This window comes from Pseudomonas danubii, from assembly GCF_042980055.1.
GTDB classification, from domain to species: domain Bacteria; phylum Pseudomonadota; class Gammaproteobacteria; order Pseudomonadales; family Pseudomonadaceae; genus Aquipseudomonas; species Aquipseudomonas danubii.
In genome coordinates this window covers 3,385,465-3,402,989 of sequence record NZ_CP116502.1, presented here as the reverse complement: position 1 = coordinate 3,402,989, position 17,525 = coordinate 3,385,465, and the positions used below count along the sequence as shown (strand labels likewise).

The 17,525-nt window shown below is 60.4% G+C and carries 19 protein-coding genes; 9 read left to right on the top strand and 10 right to left on the bottom strand.

The features are described 5' to 3' along the window. Positions 1-27: 27 nt before the first annotated feature. Positions 28-1,029, top strand: coding sequence for a tRNA dihydrouridine(20/20a) synthase DusA (dusA, locus tag PFZ56_RS15815; protein WP_170002221.1), 1,002 nt, complete (start codon positions 28-30; stop codon positions 1,027-1,029). 178 nt (positions 1,030-1,207) lie between these two features. Beyond that, the gene (tal, locus tag PFZ56_RS15810; protein WP_102863751.1) at positions 1,208-2,134 is read left to right on the top strand and encodes a transaldolase; all 927 of its coding nucleotides are present in this window, start codon (positions 1,208-1,210) and stop codon (positions 2,132-2,134) included. A 72-nt stretch (positions 2,135-2,206) separates the two neighbouring features. Here tal and rssC read toward each other — a convergent pair whose 3' ends face one another. Next, positions 2,207-2,689: an anti-sigma factor antagonist RssC gene (rssC, locus tag PFZ56_RS15805; protein ID WP_102863752.1), complete on the bottom strand. Its 483-nt coding sequence runs from the start codon at positions 2,687-2,689 to the stop codon at positions 2,207-2,209. Then, on the bottom strand, positions 2,689-3,870 hold the full coding sequence (gene rssB, locus PFZ56_RS15800; protein ID WP_102864100.1) for a two-component system response regulator RssB: 1,182 nt from the start codon (positions 3,868-3,870) through the stop codon (positions 2,689-2,691). Before rssB ends, rssC begins: the two co-directional genes overlap by 1 nt. A 275-nt stretch (positions 3,871-4,145) precedes the next feature. Here rssB and PFZ56_RS15795 point away from each other — a divergent pair, with 275 nt between their 5' ends. Then, the gene (locus tag PFZ56_RS15795) at positions 4,146-4,445 is read left to right on the top strand and encodes a PilZ domain-containing protein (RefSeq protein ID WP_102863753.1); all 300 of its coding nucleotides are present in this window, start codon (positions 4,146-4,148) and stop codon (positions 4,443-4,445) included. 66 nt (positions 4,446-4,511) lie between these two features. Here PFZ56_RS15795 and PFZ56_RS15790 read toward each other — a convergent pair whose 3' ends face one another. Next, positions 4,512-5,198, bottom strand: a complete 687-nt coding sequence (locus PFZ56_RS15790; RefSeq protein WP_102879033.1) for a VacJ family lipoprotein — start codon at positions 5,196-5,198, stop codon at positions 4,512-4,514. A gap of 204 nt (positions 5,199-5,402) precedes the next feature. On the opposite strand from PFZ56_RS15790, the gene PFZ56_RS15785 reads away from it, so the two are divergent. Together PFZ56_RS15785 and PFZ56_RS15780 are read left to right on the top strand one after the other, a co-directional pair. Then, positions 5,403-6,023, top strand: a complete 621-nt coding sequence (locus PFZ56_RS15785; RefSeq protein ID WP_123392482.1) for an HAD family phosphatase — start codon at positions 5,403-5,405, stop codon at positions 6,021-6,023. Positions 6,024-6,145: 122 nt separating this feature from the next. Next, a complete protein-coding gene (locus PFZ56_RS15780) occupies positions 6,146-6,409 on the top strand; it encodes a DUF4404 family protein (RefSeq protein WP_102863756.1) in 264 nt (87 codons plus the stop codon). Positions 6,410-6,469: 60 nt separating this feature from the next. Here PFZ56_RS15780 and queF read toward each other — a convergent pair whose 3' ends face one another. Together queF and PFZ56_RS15770 are read right to left on the bottom strand one after the other, a co-directional pair. Then, positions 6,470-7,300 carry an NADPH-dependent 7-cyano-7-deazaguanine reductase QueF gene (queF, locus tag PFZ56_RS15775; RefSeq protein ID WP_123392475.1) on the bottom strand — a complete coding sequence of 277 codons (831 nt, stop codon included), beginning with the start codon at positions 7,298-7,300 and terminating at the stop codon, positions 6,470-6,472. A 68-nt stretch (positions 7,301-7,368) separates the two neighbouring features. Next, positions 7,369-7,920, bottom strand: coding sequence for a plastocyanin/azurin family copper-binding protein (locus PFZ56_RS15770; protein ID WP_170002219.1), 552 nt, complete (start codon positions 7,918-7,920; stop codon positions 7,369-7,371). Between the two features lie 157 nt (positions 7,921-8,077). Here PFZ56_RS15770 and PFZ56_RS15765 point away from each other — a divergent pair, with 157 nt between their 5' ends. Together PFZ56_RS15765 and PFZ56_RS15760 are read left to right on the top strand one after the other, a co-directional pair. Next, positions 8,078-8,758 (top strand): heavy metal response regulator transcription factor, encoded by a 681-nt coding sequence (locus tag PFZ56_RS15765; RefSeq protein WP_102863759.1) that lies wholly within the window; start codon positions 8,078-8,080, stop codon positions 8,756-8,758. Beyond that, a complete protein-coding gene (locus PFZ56_RS15760) occupies positions 8,758-10,119 on the top strand; it encodes a heavy metal sensor histidine kinase (protein ID WP_170002217.1) in 1,362 nt (453 codons plus the stop codon). The genes PFZ56_RS15765 and PFZ56_RS15760 overlap by 1 nt, the downstream gene beginning before the upstream one ends. A 70-nt stretch (positions 10,120-10,189) precedes the next feature. Here the strand turns inward: PFZ56_RS15760 and PFZ56_RS15755 are convergent, their stop codons facing one another. From PFZ56_RS15755 to PFZ56_RS15745, 3 genes are all read right to left on the bottom strand, one after another. Beyond that, positions 10,190-11,434, bottom strand: coding sequence for a lipoprotein-releasing ABC transporter permease subunit (locus PFZ56_RS15755; RefSeq protein ID WP_102863761.1), 1,245 nt, complete (start codon positions 11,432-11,434; stop codon positions 10,190-10,192). 71 nt (positions 11,435-11,505) lie between these two features. Beyond that, positions 11,506-12,189, bottom strand: coding sequence for a lipoprotein-releasing ABC transporter ATP-binding protein LolD (gene lolD / locus PFZ56_RS15750; RefSeq protein WP_162884123.1), 684 nt, complete (start codon positions 12,187-12,189; stop codon positions 11,506-11,508). A 7-nt stretch (positions 12,190-12,196) separates the two neighbouring features. Beyond that, positions 12,197-13,447: a lipoprotein-releasing ABC transporter permease subunit gene (locus PFZ56_RS15745; protein ID WP_170002215.1), complete on the bottom strand. Its 1,251-nt coding sequence runs from the start codon at positions 13,445-13,447 to the stop codon at positions 12,197-12,199. A 94-nt stretch (positions 13,448-13,541) separates the two neighbouring features. Here PFZ56_RS15745 and PFZ56_RS15740 point away from each other — a divergent pair, with 94 nt between their 5' ends. Both PFZ56_RS15740 and PFZ56_RS15735 read left to right on the top strand, forming a co-directional pair. Then, positions 13,542-14,129, top strand: a complete 588-nt coding sequence (locus PFZ56_RS15740; protein WP_102879029.1) for a PilZ domain-containing protein — start codon at positions 13,542-13,544, stop codon at positions 14,127-14,129. Positions 14,130-14,179: 50 nt separating this feature from the next. Continuing rightward, entirely contained in the window at positions 14,180-14,902 is a 723-nt protein-coding gene (locus PFZ56_RS15735; RefSeq protein ID WP_102879028.1) for a glycerophosphodiester phosphodiesterase family protein, read from the top strand. 42 nt (positions 14,903-14,944) lie between these two features. Here PFZ56_RS15735 and sthA read toward each other — a convergent pair whose 3' ends face one another. Together sthA and PFZ56_RS15725 are read right to left on the bottom strand one after the other, a co-directional pair. Next, on the bottom strand, positions 14,945-16,339 hold the full coding sequence (gene sthA / locus PFZ56_RS15730; RefSeq protein WP_016967736.1) for a Si-specific NAD(P)(+) transhydrogenase: 1,395 nt from the start codon (positions 16,337-16,339) through the stop codon (positions 14,945-14,947). A gap of 201 nt (positions 16,340-16,540) precedes the next feature. Then, the gene (locus tag PFZ56_RS15725) at positions 16,541-17,518 is read right to left on the bottom strand and encodes an FAD:protein FMN transferase (protein WP_170002298.1); all 978 of its coding nucleotides are present in this window, start codon (positions 17,516-17,518) and stop codon (positions 16,541-16,543) included. Positions 17,519-17,525: the final 7 nt, after the last annotated feature.

Sequence of the window (17,525 nt, the reverse complement as noted above, 5' to 3'; positions counted from 1 at the left end):
CGCCGTAACGTCTCAAAGCAGAACCTCATGTCCTTGAACAACGAAACCTCCCTACAGCAAAGCTTTTCCCGTCGTTTCTCAGTGGCGCCGATGATGGATTGGACGGACCGTCACTGCCGATTCTTCCTGCGTCTACTGTCCAAACACACCCTGCTCTACACCGAGATGGTTACCACCGGTGCGCTGCTCAACGGTGATCATGAACGCTTCCTGCGCTATCACCAGTCCGAACATCCTCTGGCGCTGCAACTGGGCGGCAGTACTCCAGCGGACCTCGCGGCCTGTGCGCGCATGGCCCAGGAGCACGGTTATGACGAGGTCAACCTGAATGTCGGTTGCCCAAGCGATCGGGTGCAGAACAATATGATCGGCGCCTGCCTGATGGGGCATCCGGCGCTGGTGGCCGATTGCGTGAAGGCCATGCGCGATGCGGTGTCGATTCCGGTGACGGTCAAGCATCGCATCGGGATCAACGGTCGTGACAGTTATGCCGAACTGTGTGATTTCGTCGGCCAGGTCCAGGATGCCGGCTGCACCAGTTTTACCGTGCATGCACGGATCGCGATTCTCGAAGGGCTATCGCCCAAGGAGAACCGGGATATTCCACCGCTGCGCTATGACGTGGCGGCACGGTTGAAGGCGGATTTCCCGCAGCTGGAAGTCATCCTTAACGGTGGAATCAAGACCCTGGAGGCCTGCCATGAACATCTGCAGACCTTTGATGGGGTGATGTTGGGTCGTGAGGCCTATCACAATCCCTATCTGCTGGCCGAGGTGGACCAACAGCTGTTCGGCAGCACCGCACCGGTCATTTCCCGGGCCGAGGCCCTGGCGCAGCTGCGACCTTATATTGCCGAGCATCTGGCATGCGGTGGCGCGATGCACCACATCACTCGCCATGTGCTGGGACTGGGGACGGGCTTCCCTGGGGCTCGCAAATTTCGCCAGTTGTTGTCGGTGGATATTCACAAGACCAAGGACCCACTGGGCCTGCTGGATCAGGCCGGGCAACTGCTTGAAGGGCGTTAACCATCAGCCGGGTTGAACCTGATCTGGCTTTTGGTATCTCAATTACCTGAATCACGCCCCAGCATTCAAACACCTGTTTTCAGGCCGCCGCCCTTGGGGCCGTTGTAAGCCTTCCGCGCCCTTGAGCGCCTGACAGCGCTCGGGTAATGTCATCAGACCCATAGGACAGAGCACGCTCATGACTTCCAAGCTGGAACAACTGAAGAAAATCACTACCGTGGTAGCCGATACCGGCGACTTCGACGCTATCGCCCGGGTCAAGCCGGTGGATGCCACCACCAACCCTTCGCTGCTGCTCAAGGCTGCCGCCATTCCTGGCTATGCCGACCTGTTGAACGCCTGCGTCAGCGACTGCAAGGGTGATGTCGGTCTGGCCAGCGATCGCTTTGGCGTGGCTGTCGGCCAGGAAATTCTCAAGGTCATTCCCGGTCGTATTTCCACTGAAGTGGACGCCCGGCTGTCGTTCGACACTGACGCGATGCTCAAACGCGCCCATCGCCTGGTCGAACTTTACGAAAAGGCTGGCGTAGGACGCGATCGAGTACTGATCAAAATCGCTTCCACCTGGGAAGGCATTCGTGCCGCCGAGAAGCTGGAGCGTGAAGGCATCCAGACCAACCTGACCCTGCTGTTTTCCTTCGCTCAGGCCGTGGCCTGCGCCGAAGCTGGGGTCTTCCTGATCTCGCCATTTGTGGGTCGGATCTACGATTGGTACAAAAAAGCCAACGGCAGCGACTACACCGGCGCCGATGATCCGGGCGTACAGTCGGTCACACGCATCTACAACTACTACAAGGCCAACGACTACAAGACCGTGGTGATGGGTGCCAGCTTCCGCAACCTGAACCAGATCGAGCAACTGGCCGGCTGTGACCGCCTTACCATCAGCCCAGACCTGATCGAGAAGCTGGCAGCCGACACTGGCCAGCTAGAGCGCAAGCTGAGCCCGGGCAAGACCGGCGAAGCCCGTCAGAGCCTGAACGAATCGCAGTTCCGCTGGGCCTCCAATGAAGACGCCATGGCCACTGAGAAACTGGCCGAAGGCATTCGTCAGTTTGCCCGTGACCAGGAAAAACTCGAAGCCCTGCTGGCTGCCAAGCTCTGATTGCTCAGTACCAACGCAAAAAGGGCGAACCCTCACAGGTTCGCCCTTTTTTATGCCGTGCGTTTCAGCGAATCAGTGACGCTCCAGAGCGTTTACCAGATCGTGGAAGGCTTCGCGGTTGGAGTCGTTGAGCCCCATCAGAATCTTGTGAGCCTCCAGGACCTTAATCCGCACCACTTCTTCCGACTGGTCCTGGGAAGGCAAGTCGGCCAGGCATTCCGGGCAAGGAATCGGACGATCGACGATGTTGAACACCTGATCGAAGCCCATGGACTGCAACAGCCGGGTAATGTCTTCGTGGGTGGTGACGACGGTGGGCAATAGACCTACCTTCTGCCGCGATAGGATCGACAACTTGGCCAGCAGGCCCAGAGTAGTGCTGTCGATGCTGCGGGTTTCAGTGAGGTCGATCACGATCGCCGAGAAATTCAGCGCAGTGAAAATCCGCTCAATAGTCGCATCCAACGCCGAACACAGGGTCAGGCGCACTTCACCGATGAACTTCAGGACAAAAGTGCCGTCCTGCTCGGCGAACTGGATTCTACCGGTACTCATTAAAGGTTCCTGCTCAACACTAACAGGGCGATATCATCCGGCATCTCCCCTAGCGTGGCCAATCCAAAAACTTGCCGCAGGCCATCCAGGCTGCCGCCCGCAGCTCTCACCCGTTCAGGCAAGGCCGCTTCTTTTTCTTTGAGTGTAGGTTCGGGCAAAAGGTCCAGAATGCCATCGGACATCAGCGTCAAGCTGAACACCGGGGGCAGTTCCAGAATGTGGTCTTCATAGGTAGCCTCGTTGAACAGGCCTACCGGCAAACCACGCCCTTCCAGATAACGCACACTGTCTGGTGTGTACAACACCGGCAACGGCAAGTGCCCGCCAATGCTATAGGTCAACAAACCAGTCTCCTCGTCGATAACTCCACCGACCATCGTGACGTGTTTGCCCAGCTTACAACTGATCAGGCCACGGTTGATATGGCCCAGTACTTCCGAAGGCTTGAATTCCGGCAAGGTACCGTTGCGCTTGGATTCGAACAGCAGGCGCGTGGTCATGAACTTCAACAGCACGGTGACGAAGGCTGATGACGCACCATGGCCGGAAACGTCAGCCAGGTAGAAGGCAACCCGACGCTCGTCGACGCGGAAGTAGTCGACGAAATCCCCCGACAGGTAGAGCGAAGGGATGATCTGGTGCGCGAAATTAAACTCATCGATCGACCAGGGGCTGGTGGGCAGCATGTTCATCTGCACCTGGCGACCGGCGTTCTGATCTTCCTGAAGCAGATTGAGGCTGGCCTCGAGTTCGCGGTTGGCGGCTTCGAGCTTTTCTCGATAACGCTGGTTTTCCAGCAACAAGCGCGCTCGATCCAGGGCTCGACGCACAGAGTGCTCGAGCACGGCCAGATCTTCCAGAGGCTTGATCAGGTAGTCCGCCGCACCCAGGCGCAGTGCTTCAACCGCGTCATTCATCACGCCCGCCCCCGAAACCACTATCACCGGGGTTTGCGGCGACAACTCGGTCACTTGACGGATAAGTTCGAGACCGCCCATCTGCGGCATGCGCAGATCGCAGATCACCAGATCGGGGTTGTCGCGCTGGAATACCTGAAGACCCTGCTGGCCGTTAGCAGCCTGCAGTACGCTGAAGCCACTGTCTTCCAAATAGGCCGCGAGACTCGCGCGTACTACTTCGTCGTCATCGATTATCAGCAGCGTGGCACTGGTTTTTTGCATGTGGGCAAACGGCGCCAGAATTAGGTTGGCGTAGGTGGCTTGGCCCAAGGCCTGGCGCACGCTACTGGATTCGCTTTCTAGCCACTCTGAAGTGGAGCCAGGACCTTCAGCCCTGCACGCCCGCTCATCAGAGGTGCCCTTCTAAGGCGCAGACGGTACTCCCATCCGCGGGGCGTTTCAAGCTCATGCCGATGGTCGCCTGACGTCTTTACACCGCAAATCACCGGGAGTTATAAAAACCGCTAAAACCGCAACTCAATCGCAGGATGGAACCCATGAATCAAAACCAGCGTGACTACAGTGAAAAGCGCGATTACATCCGTATGCGGGTGGATGCCGAGGTCACGCTGATCCACCAGGGACAGGTCATAGAAGCGGTCTGCATTGACCTTTCCAGCAGCGGCATGCAGGTCCAGGCGCCCCGTTCATTTCAGGTCGGCGACCTACTGAGTGTGCGTATCGACTCGGAGCATGCAGCCCTCAGAGGCCTGGAAGCGGAGACCGAAGTGGTCTGGGTCAACTCACAGGAGGGTGGCGGCCAGAAACTTGGGCTTACAATCCTTAAGATGAAGTAAAACTTACTCCCATGAAAAAGGCGGCCTGATGGCCGCCTTTTCAGTTTCTGCAAGACAGTCGCCCGATCAGAAGTCGTCTTCGACCTGACCATCCTTGACCTTGAATTCACGATTCTGCAGATAGGCATTGCGCACAAAGGTGTAGCGATCACCGCGAATCAGCTTGTCCGCAGCCAGCAGGCTGGCACGAGTATCAACCACGTTCACGCCCATGGTGATGTTGCGCGCAGGGATGTCGTTCATGTAGCGATAAGGCAAGGTGTAGCTGTCTACATACTTGGCCGGCGCATCACGCAGGGTGCTAGGGCCCAGCAACGGCAGCATCACGTAAGGACCGCTGCCCACGCCCCAATAGCCGAGGGTCTGACCAAAGTCTTCGTCATTGCGCTGCAGACCCATCTGGGTACCGACGTCGAAGAAGCCCGCCAGCCCCAACGTGGTGTTCATCAGCAGGCGCGCAGTATCCACACCGGCGGCACGAGGCTTGGCCTGGAGGATGTCGTTGGCCAGGTTGCCGACGTCACCGAGGTTGCGGAACATGTTGTGGATACCGTCTTCCAGAAACTGCGGCGTCACCGCCTGGTAGCCTTGGGCCAGCGGCTTCAGGGCATAGGTATCAAGGGTATCGTTGAACGTGAAGATGGGACGGTTGATGCTTTCCCACGGGTCCTCTTCGGCCGCCTGGGCGACCAGGGGAGCCAGCGTCACACCGGCACTCATACATAGCGGAACTAGATAACGGCTCCAGCGCATAGCAGGAAACTCCTTGGATTGTTCTCTCGTGGGGCTATGCCCTGAGGTTAGGTCGAGGAGTATAAAGCGGATAGCCCTGTTTAGGCAGCATCACTGCAAGCAGCCTGGAGGCATCAGTCAATCAATCCTGTTCGCATTCACCTCACTGTCACCTGCATGTCATCTTCCCCGGCTAGCCTCGAGAAGAATTTCAAGGACGTTGATATGCCCCACGCCGATGCCTTAGCCCAGACTGCAGCGCCATTGACCGCGGTGCTCTTCGGCCTCAGTGGCTGCCTGGTGGATTTCGGTGCGCGCACGCGCCTGCAAACCACCACGCGCCCTGGCCCGGAACAGATCCGGACCACTCCAGGAGCTTTGGACACCTTGCGTCATCTGCAACAACTGGGCATTCCCTGCGCCTGGCTCGAGCAACTACCCTGCGCCAGCAGCAGCCACCTGGCCGCCGCCCTGCCCGACTGGATCAAACCCACCCCCGCCGCCCCCGCTCCCTGGCCCGCTCCTGACGCCTGCTGGCAGGCGCTGATGACCCTCAAGGTGTCCCGCCTCGAGGGTTGTGTACTGGTCAGCGGCGAACCGCAACTTCTGCAGTCAGGGCTCAACGCCGGACTCTGGACCATAGGCCTGGCCTCCTGTGGGTCCCTGTGCGGCCTGACACCAAGTGAATGGCAGGCCCTGAGCCAGCAGGAGCGCGAACTCAAGCGCGGCAAGGCCACCCTGCAACTCTTCGGTCTGGGGGTGCACTCGGTCATCGACCACCTGGGGGACCTGAACACCTGCCTGGCGGACATCGAACTGCGCCGGCTCAAAGGTGAAAAACCCTGACATAAGCCTGTTGATCAGGATCATGCACAGTGCCCGGGAGTGGATTACTCTAAGCCGTGGGCATGGACCTTTGCCTCAAACGCGCGGTCCATCCCTGTGCCTATCAATAAAGGGAGAACGCCATGCCTGCCCGCGAACTGCAAGAACAACTCGATACCCTGCGCGAGCAATTGGAGCAGAACCCACCGCTTTCGGAAGCCGAGCGCGCCAATCTGCAGGAACTGATGCAGCAGATCGAACTGCAACTCAAGCTGGAGACCAGCACCCACGACGCCAGCCTCGCCGACGGCGTCAACCTGGCAGTGGAACGCTTCGAACTGGAACATCCGGCCATCGCCGGAACCCTGCGTAATATCGTCCAGACCCTGGGCAACATCGGTATCTGATAGCGCCCGATAACACCGTCCCATAAAAACAAAGCCCCGCATCATTTGCGGGGCTTCTGCTTACTGGCGAACCAATCGCTGATTGGCGAACTCCACCGTTTCGGTACTGCGGTACGGATTGATATCCAGCCCGCCGCGACGCACATAGCGAGCGTAGACGGTGAGTTTCTCGGGTTTGAGCAACCGCTGCAGATCAAGGAAAATCCGCTCCACGCATTGCTCATGGAAGTCCGAGTGCTGACGGAAACTCACCAGATAGGCCAGCAGGCTGGCGTGATCCAGCGCCGCGCCACGGTACTCCACCACGACACTGCCCCAGTCCGGCTGGCTGGTCACAGGGCAATTGGATTTGAGCAAGTGGCTGTGCACACTTTCCTCCACCACTTGCGAATCATCGCAACGCAGCAGCTCAGGTCGCGGATGCTCATAGCTGTCGACACTGATATCCAGCTCGTCGATGCAGATGCCTGGCAGTGCCACCACACCTTGCGCCTCGACCTCACCAAGGCTGCGAATACGCACCCCTACGGGCTTGCCTGCGGCGGCCGAGAGATCCTGACGCAAAGTCGCCTCAAGCGTCGCTCGATCAGCGAAGGGGGTCTGGTTCAACGAATTGAGGTACAGCTTGAAAGACTTGGACTCGATGATGTTCGGCGAATCTGCAGGAATGCTGAATTCACCAATGGCCACCACCGGCTTGCCTGAAGGCAGCAGCCAGGACAATTCGAAGCAGTTCCAGAAATCCACTCCCTTATACGGCAGGGTATCGGCACTCAAGCCCAGCTCGGCCCATTTTGCTGCCCGGGGAATCGGGAACAGCAGGGATGGCGTGTAAGTGGAAACGTATTCACTGGACTTGCCCAGCGGCGAATGTTCGGCTGCGGGATGCATGGCGGAAACCTGACTGAAGAATCAGCGGATTCTACCAGCCTTTGCTCCCGCCTTTGAGCCCCGAACGCTTACGGGCTGACTGTCAGCTTGCCGACCATGCCGGCCTGGTAGTGCCCGGGAACATTGCAGGCGAACTCCAGGCTGCCGCTTTTGCTGAAGGTCCAGGTCAGGTCGGCCTGCTTGCCAGGCTCCACCAGCACACTGTTGGGATCGTCATGCTGCATGCCGTGATCCATGCCCGCCATTGAGCCGTGGCCCATGGCTGCGTGATCCATGGTTTTCATTGCGGTGGGCGTGAGCATCCCGCTTTGCTGCATCTTGAGCATTTCCTGCTGGTGCTCGGCATGCATCGCCGCGTTACCCAGGTTGAATTCGTGGAGCAGTTGCCCCTTGTTGATCAACACAAAACGCACAGTCTCGCCGGCCTTGATCTCCAGGACCTTGGGATTGAAAGACATATCGCCCATCACCACCTCGACCACCCGAGTGGCCTTGGCGGCCGCGGCCGGCTGGCCGAAGTCATAAGAGGCCGCCGGTGAAGCCCAGAGCGGTACGCTCAACAGCATCAGGCAGCCTCCCAGGGCCGAGCGGCATCGCAACAACAGGTTTTGCAGATTCATCGTCAGGCTCCAACAAGATCAGGATTGAGCATGTGGCAAACTCTAACGGCCCAGCGCTGCCAGCCAGCTGACGGCTAGATTACAACTTTGTCAGCTTGATCTGCCCTGCCCCCCGGCAAGGTATAAAGCCCGGGTTACACAAGCCACGAGTACCACCATGAAACTGTTGATCGTCGAAGACCAGCCGAAAACCGGCCAGTACCTGCGCCAAGGCTTGAGCGAAGCCGGCTTCAATGCCGAGCTGGTAGCGGATGGCAATACCGGCCAGCACCTGGCGCTGACCGGTGACTACGCCCTGTTGATTCTCGACGTGATGCTCCCGGGGCGCGACGGTTGGCAGATCCTCCAGGCCGTACGCAGCGCTGGCCTGGACATCCCTGTGTTGTTCCTCACCGCCAGAGACGCCGTAGAGGACCGAGTCCACGGCCTGGAACTGGGAGCCGACGACTATCTGGTCAAGCCCTTTGCCTTCTCCGAACTGCTGGCCCGGGTTCGCAGCCTGCTGCGCCGGGGTAGCGTGATGACCCAGGAAACCAGCCTGCAACTGGCTGACCTGCGCCTGGACCTGATCCGCCGCCGGGTAGAACGCAGCGGCCAGCGCATTGATCTGACCGCCAAGGAGTTCGCCTTGCTGGAAATGCTCCTGCGACGCCAGGGAGAAGTCCTGCCCAAATCGCTGATCGCCTCCCAGGTCTGGGACATGAACTTCGACAGCGACACCAACGTCATCGAAGTAGCAATCCGCCGTCTGCGCCTGAAAATCGATGACGATTACCCGAACAAGCTGATCCATACCGTACGCGGCATGGGGTATGTGCTCGAAGAGCGTCCGGCCTGATGCGCCGCCTGTCACTCAGCGCACGCCTGGCGCTGCTGTTCGCCGCCTGCACCGCCGTGGTTTCGCTATTTGCAGGGGTGCTGTTCAGTCGCGCCAGCGAAGCCCACTTCATCGAACTGGACCAGCAACTGCTGGACGGCAAGCTGATCGCCCTGCGCAGCGTCTTGCAGGATGTGACCGAGGCCCGAGATTTTGCCCGGTATCAGGCACGGCTGCAGGACGAGCTGAGCCATCAACCGGACCTGGCCCTGCGGATTATCGGCAGTGACGGCCAACTCTGGTTCGACAGTGCCCCCGCCCTGCCCGCCTCCTTGCCCAGCGAAGCCGGCCTGCACAACCTGAATCTGAACAGTGCTGCCTACCGGATCTACTCCGCGCCGCTCAAGCCAGGTCAACCCGACTCGCCACAGCTGGCCCTGCTGCTGAATATCACCCATCACCAGCACTTTCTGCAGCGCATGCAGCACCTGATCTGGTTCACAGTAGGGCTCTCGGCCCTGGCCACTGCCCTGCTTGGTGCCTGGGCCGCCCGCAGCGGCCTGCGACCTTTGCGACGCATGAGCGCAGTGGCCGCAGGAGTCTCCGCCAGTTCCCTGACCCAGCGCCTGCCCCAGGAACAGATGCCCGTCGAACTGGCCGACCTGGCCAGCAGCTTCAACGCCATGCTCGGCCGCCTTGAGGAATCCTTCCAACGCCTTTCGGCCTTTTCCGCTGATATTGCCCACGAGTTGCGCACGCCCCTGTCGAACCTGCTGACCCACACCCAAGTCACCCTGACCCGCCCGAGAGCGATCGAGGACTACCGCGAAGCCCTGCACAGCAACCTCGAGGAACTGCAATGGATGGCGCAACTGGTCAACGACATGCTGTACCTGGCCAAGGCCGACCATGGGCTGCTGACCCCGAAATGCGAAGCACTGGAGCTGGCCGAGGAAACCGACATGCTGTTGGAGTTCTATGGCCCCCTGGCGGAAGACGCGAACGTCAGCCTGAGCCGTGAAGGTCATGCCGGCTTTATCGGCGATCGCAGCATGCTGCGTCGGGCGCTGTCCAACCTGCTGGACAATGCCCTGCGCTTCACACCTCCTGGAGGATCGGTCCAGGTACGGATCAGCGACAGCTTACAGGTCTTGAACCTGAGCATCGAAAACAGCGGAGAGGGTATCGCCAGGGAGGTACTGCCGCGGTTATTCGACCGTTTCTACCGGGTAGATCCGGCGCGACGCGAGGGCAGCAGTGAACACGCGGGATTGGGACTGGCGATCACGCAGTCGATCATTCGCGCCCATGGCGGACAGATACGTTGCGAATCGGAAGCGGGCTGGACACGCTTCGTGATCGAGTTGCCGAGCAAGCGTTGAGAGCCTGTTCACCGGCAAGCCGGCTCCTTCACCAATCAGGCAGGAGCCGGCTTGCCGGCGAGAGCGGATCTCAGGAATACCGCAAAGCGTGAGCCGGCTCGACCTTGGACGCGCGCCAGGCCGGATACACAGTGGCCAGGAAGCTGAGGATGAACCCAGCGCTACAAATCAGCGCCACATCCCCGCCCTGCAGTTCGGAAGGCAGGTTGCTGACAAAGTACACATCCGAACTGAAAATCTGCTGGCCGCTGATCCGCTCCAGCCAGCCCACCAGCTCGCTCACGTTCAACGCCGCAATGACCCCTAGCACCCCACCGATCAGGGTGCCGACAATCCCGATCACCGTGCCCTGGACCATGAAGATCGCCATGATCTGCCGCGGCGTGGCGCCGATGGTGCGCAGGATTGCGATGTCCGCGCCCTTGTCGTTCACCACCATGATCAGGGTGGCGATGATGTTGAACGCCGCCACCGCGACGATCATCAGCAGCAACAGGCCGATCATGGTCTTTTCCATCTTCATTGCGCTGAACAGGCTGCCCTGGGTGTGGGTCCAGTCATCGGCGCGGAAGTCCGCACCCAGCCCCTTGGCGATATCCACCGCCACCTGTGGCGCGGCATACAGATCCTTGACCGCCAGGCGCACGCTCTGCACCTGATTGGGCTGCCAGCGCTGCATCTCTGCGGCGTCGGCCATATGGATCAGGCCCATGGAGCCATCCAGCTCGGCGCCCACCTTGAACACCCCCACCACGTTCAGGCGCTGCATACGCGGGGTGATACCCCCTGGGGCCGTACTCACTTCAGGCACGATCAGGGTCAGCTTGTCGCCGACATTCAAGCGGAAACGCCGAGCGGTGATCTCGCCGATCACCACACCGAACTCGCCGGGTTTCAGGTCTTGCAGGCTGCCCTGGACAATATGCTGGGCGACGATGGACACCTTGCCCTCCTGGGCCGGGTCGATACCGCTGATCTGGATCGGTTGCATCGCCCCCTTGTAGGAGAGCATGCCCTCCATCTCGGTGAAGGGCACCGCCGCAGTGACTTCCGGGTTCTTCAGGGCCGCAGCGGCCACTGGCTGCCAATCATCAATGGGCTTGACCCCAACGATGGTGGCGTGAGGCACCATACCGAGGATGCGCGAACTCATTTCCCGCTGGAAGCCGTTCATGACCGACAGCACCACGATCATCGCCAGCACGCCCAGGGCGAGGCCGATCATCGAGGTCATGGAAATGAACGAGACAAAACGATTGCGCCGCTTGGCGCGGGTGTAGCGCGTGCCGATAAAGATCGATAAGGGTCTGAACATGGGCAAGGCACCCTGGAAAAATTAATGACCCGGTGTCGACGGGCCAGCCGCCGACACCGCGTGCGGCCGCATCAGATGGCGACCAGGTGACCTTCTTGCAGGTGCAGTACGCGATCCATCTGCCGGGCCAGGTTCATATCGTGCGTCACCACCAGGAAGGCGGTACGCATCGAAGTGCTGAGTTCCAGCATCAGGTCCTGAATGCCCTGGGCCGTGTGCGAGTCGAGGTTGCCGGTGGGCTCGTCGAGCATCACCAGCCCCGGCTGGTTCACCAGGGCCCGGGCGATGGCTACCCGCTGGCGCTCACCGCCGGACAGTTCGGCCGGCTTGTGCTCCAGGCGATGACCCAGGCCGACCCGCTCCAGCAGCGCAGTAGCACGCTGACGGGCTTCAGGAATCGGTGTACGGCCGATCAGCAGCGGCATGCAGACGTTCTCCAGCGCGGTGAACTCCGGCAGCAGGTGGTGGAACTGGTAGACGAAGCCCAGGGCGCGATTACGCAATTGACCGCGGGCCTTCTCACCCAGCGCCGAGAGTTCTTCGCCGGCCAGCCAGACGCTGCCCTTGGAGGGCGTATCCAGGCCGCCCAGCAAGTTGAGCAAGGTACTCTTGCCGGAGCCCGACGTACCGACGATGGCCACTCGCTCCCCCGGATGCAGTTCCAGTTGCAGGCCGGACAGGACCACCACCGATTCCGGACCTTCCTCGTAGGACTTGCCCAGGTCACGGCAGCTCAGGATTGCTTTTTCACTCATGCCCAACTCACTCATAACGTAGCGCCTCCGCAGGCTGGGTGCGCGCCGCACGCCAGGCTGGATACAGGGTGGCGAGAAAACTCAGGACCAATGCCGCGCCGCAGACCATCAACACGTCCTCGGCCATCAGTTGCGACGGCAGGTAGTCGATGAAGTACACGTCGGCATTCAGGAATTTATGGCCGATCAGGCCTTCGAGGGCGGAGATCGCAGCACTGACATTCAAGGCTGCGAGCATCCCCAGCACCGCACCGATCAGGGTGCCGACCACACCGATCACCGTGCCCTGGACCATGAAGATCGCCATGATGGTGCCCGGCGTAGCGCCCAGGGTGCGCAGAATGGCGATGTCGCCCTTCTTGTCGTTCACCACCATCACCAGGGTCGAGATGATGTTGAACGCAGCGACCGCGACGATCAGCAGCAAAAGCAGGCCGATCATGGCTTTTTCCATGCGGATGGCCTGGTACAGGTTGCCATGAGTACGGGTCCAGTCACGGGCGTAGAAATGGTTCTCGCCCAACTGCTGGGCGATTTCCCAAGCGGTGCGCGGGGCCTGGAACAGGTCGTCGAACTTCAGCCGCAGGCCCTGGACCTGATCCGACTTCCAGCGGTGCAAGCGGCCCAGGTCTTCCAGGTTGGTCAGGCCCAGGTAGCCGTCGATCTCGCCGGCGCCGACATGAAAGATGCCCACCACAGTAAAGCGCTTCATCCGCGGGAACATGCCGGCCGGGGTCACCGTGACTTCCGGGGCAACGAAGGTCAGCTTGTCTCCCAGGCCAACACCCAGCTTGGCGGCCGCCTTGTCGCCGATGACTATGCCGAAACTGCCGGGCGCCAGCGCGTCCAACTGCCCCTGCTGCATGAAATGGTCGATGATCGACACCTGCCGCTCTTTGCCAGGATCTATGGCGTTGAGCAGCACTTTCTGCACCTGGCCGTTGTTGGTCAGCAGGCCCTGCATCTGGGTGAATGGCGCCACCGCCAGCACTTTCGGGTTCTGCTTGACCTTGTCGGCCAGGCTTTGCCAGTCACTGATGGGTTCACCGGATTCGATGGTGGCGTGGGGCACCATGCCCAGCACGCGGGTGCGCATTTCATGATCGAAGCCATTCATCACCGACAGCACCACGATCATCACGATCACGCCGAGGGCGAGTCCGATCATCGAGGTCAGGGAAATGAATGACACAAAATGATTGCGACGCTTTGCACGGGTGTAACGCGTGCCGATAAAAGCAAACAGAGGTCTGAACATGTCGGGGCTTGTGCAGAGGAAAAGAAGACGTCCTTGTGGCGGGGCCTGGTAAGCAGCTTTACACTCAGACCACTGCCTCTACCATGGGTTCGCCATGTCGACATTAGATGAAGAAGATCGCCGCGAATACTACCGTATCGAGGACACGATCGCACTGGAAATTAGCCCCTTGTCCGCCCACGACGCGGCGAGCAAGGAAGTGTTGCAGGATGAGTCTCCGCTGTTCAATTTGCTCAGCGAGCTGCACCTGAGCGAATTCGAATCCCAGCACCTGCTGCGTCAGGTCAACGAGCGCGATCGCACCCTGGCCAGCTACCTCAAGGCCATGAACAAGCGCATCGACCTGCTCAGCCAGGTGGTGGCGCAGACCGTGTTCGGCAAGTTCGGCGAGCCGCAGCGGGTCACCCTTTCCGAAGGCGGCATCGAGTTCAACCACCACCTGAGCTATCCCAGCGGCAGCCACCTGGCGGTGAAACTGCTGTTGATGCCGCAAGCCCTGGGCCTGCTGCTGCGAGCCCGGGTCATCCACTGTGAGCCACAGAGCTTCGGCACCTTCGAGATCGGCACCGAATTCGAAGCATTGACCGATGCCCAGCGCCAACTGCTGGCGCGCTACATCCTGCAAAAACAGGCTCAGCAACGCCGCATGGCCCGGGACCAGACAGACCCCGCCGCTGGTTGAGCCGCAAGCCTGACCCCCTCTTAAGGAACAACATCCGTGAAGGAGCAATTGTGACCCTGATCTATGGCCATCGCGGCGCTAAAGGCGAAGCACCGGAAAACACCCTGACCAGCTTTCAGGAATGTCTCAAGCACGGCGTGCGCCGCTGCGAGCTCGACCTGCACCTGTCCATGGACGGCGAGCTGATGGTGATTCACGACCCGACCCTCAAGCGCACCACTGACCGGCGCGGCAAGGTGGTGGAGCATTCCGCCTCCGAACTGGTGACCTACGACGCACGCAAAGGCGGCCCGGGCTGGGTCAGCCCCTGCCCCATTCCACGCCTGGAAGAGCTGTTCGAAAAATGCGATTTCGAGCACTGGCAGCTGGAGGTCAAGAGTGCCTCGCGCACCCGCGCCGCCACCACGGTGCTGGCAATTCGGGAAATGGCCCAACGCTTCGGCCTGCTGGACAAGGTCACCGTGACCTCAAGCTCGCGGGAAGTGCTGAAAGCCGCAGTCGAACTGACCCCGGACCTGTCTCGCGGACTGGTAGCCGAATACGCCTGGCTCGACCCACTGAAGGTCGCCCAGAGCTATGGCTGCGAGATTCTTGCGCTGAACTGGACCCTGTGCACCCCGGAGCGACTGCAAAGGGCGCAGCGTCAGGGCTTGCATGTGTCAGTGTGGACGGTCAACGAGCCCGCGCTGATGCGCAGGCTCGCCGACTTCGGCGTAGATAGCCTGATTACAGACTTTCCCGGTTTGGCCAGCGCCACCCTCGAGAATTACTGAAGTCGGTCTCCCCGGCCGGCTCAGGCCACCGGCCGGAGCCGCTCAAAAAAGCCGGTTGAGGCCGTCGTACGCCGCTACCCGATAGGCTTCGGCCATGGTCGGGTAGTTGAAGGTGGTGTTGACGAAGTACTTCAGGGTGTTGTGCTCACCCGGCTGACTCATGATCGCCTGACCAATGTGGACGATTTCCGAAGCCTGGTAACCGAAGCAATGCACGCCGAGGACCTCCAGGGTTTCCCGATGGAACAGGATCTTCAGCATGCCTTGCGGCTCGCCGGCGATCTGCGCACGGGCCATGCCCTTGAAGAACGCCTTGCCCACTTCGTAAGGCACCTTGGCCTGGGTCAGCTCCTGCTCGTTCTTGCCGATCGAGCTGATCTCCGGAATGGTGTAGATCCCGGTCGGTACATCGTTGACGAAGCGCCAGCTGCCATTGTCGACAATGCTGCCGGCGGCGGAACGACCCTGGTCGTGGGCGGCACTGGCCAGACTCGGCCAGCCGATCACGTCACCGGCGCCGTAGATGTTCGGCACGCAGGTGCGGTAGTTCTCGTCGACTTCGATCTGGCCACGACTATTGACCTTGACCCCGATATTCTCCATGCCCAGCTTGTCGGTGTTGCCGGTACGGCCGTTGCACCAGAGCAAGGCGTCGGCCTTGATCTTCTTGCCGGATTTCAGGTGCAGGATCACCCCGTTGTCCACACCTTCAACGCGGTCGTATTCCTCGTTGTGGCGCACAGTGATGTTGTTGTTGCTGAAGTGGTAGCTCAGGGCCTGGGAAATCTCCGAGTCCAGGAAGCTGAGCAACTGGCCGCGGTTGTCCACCAGTTCCACCAACACCCCAAGACCACTGAAGATCGAGGCGTATTCGCAGCCGATGACCCCGGCGCCGTAAACAATGAGTTTGCGTGGGGTGTGGCCGAGGCTGAGGATGGTGTCGCTATCGTAGATACGCGGGTGACTGAAATCGATGTCCGCCGGGCGATAAGGACGCGAACCGGTGGCGATGATGATGTGCTTGGCTACCAGTTTTTCCACCACGCCATTGGCGCAAACCACTTCCACGGTCTGCTCGTCGGCGAAGCTGCCAGTGCCGAAGAACACATCGACCCGGTTGCGGGCGTAGTAGCCGGTGCGCGAGGCCACCTGCTTGGAAATCACCTTCTCGGCGCTCTTGAGCACGTCCGGAAAGGAAAACCAGCGCGGCTCGCCAATGGCCCGGAACATCGGATTGGTGTTGAACTGCATGATCTGCCGGACCGAGTGACGCAGGGCCTTGGACGGAATGGTACCCAGGTGGGTGCAGTTGCCGCCGACCTGGCGACGGCTATCGACCATCGCCACTTTGCGTCCTGCTTTCGCGGCGTTCATTGCCGCACCTTCTCCAGCGGGGCCCGAGCCCAGCACCACTACGTCGTAGTTGTAGACAGCCATGCGTACTCCTCAGAACAGGCCGAGATGCCCTTCTGGCATCTCCGGCTAAATCATGTCGCGGCCAGCGACATGAAGGATCAATTTGGCTCGGTTACGAACCCGGGCACAGTCTATAGAAGCGTCAACGCCGCGCACATTAACCCTTGGTCGCGTCGTAGGCTACTTTTGCCTGCACTACAGCATTCGCAACAGCGTGCCTGGTTATTGTTTTGGTCCGGCCAACAGCGCATCGAACGCCGGGTTGCTACGTGTGACGAAGCCTTTATCGGCACGCATCACAAAAAATGCGCCGATACGGTGTTTTTGCGCGTAGTCCCAGCCTGCTTCGGGACCAAGAATCAGTAACAGCGTAGAGAGGCCATCGGCCATGAGTGCCGAAGGATGAATCACGGTCACCGACGCCAGCCTGTGAGCGATGGGCTTGCCAAGCCTGGCATCGAAGGTATGGGAATAGCGCTGGCCGTCCTGCTCGAAGTAATTACGGTAGTCGCCAGACGTGGATACACCATAGCCATCCAGTGCGATCACCCGCTGGGCCACCTGCTGGTCGTCCCGCGGTTCCTCTAGGGCGATACGCCAGGACGCGCCGTCCGGTTTGCGGCCCACGGCCTTGAGCTCGCCAGTGACTTCGGCGAGAAAACTGTCGATCCCCAACTGCGCAAGCCGCGCGGCAATGCGATCCACTGCGTAACCGGCGGCAAGGCTGTTGAAGTCCACTTCCACCGGCGCATCCTTGCACAGCTCCTGGCCTTCGACATGCAAGTGCCCATGTCCGACCCGCTGCCGAACCTCGGCCAGGGCTGACGCGCTGGGAATTTTTTCCTCTCGCCCCTGAGGCCCAAAGCCCCAGAGGTCGAGCAGCGGCTCCACCGTCAGATCAAAGGCGCCGCCACTGTCCCGGGACAGCTGCTCGCCAACTCGCACCAAGTGCAGCACCGATTCAGGCATCGGTTGGCAGCTGTTGCCGGGCAAGGCGTTGAAACGCTCGATATCCGAGTCACTGCGGTAGGTGGACATCTGCCGATCAACCTCAGCCAGGATTTGCTCGACCTCGGCCTTGACCCGCGACTCATCCGGCACGCCGGTGCGCTGCACGTACTGAACGGAGTAAGTGCTGCCCATGGTCGGCCCGGAGACGCTGTGCAGGCGATCGCCACCACAGCCCGCCAACAGCGCCATCGCGCCC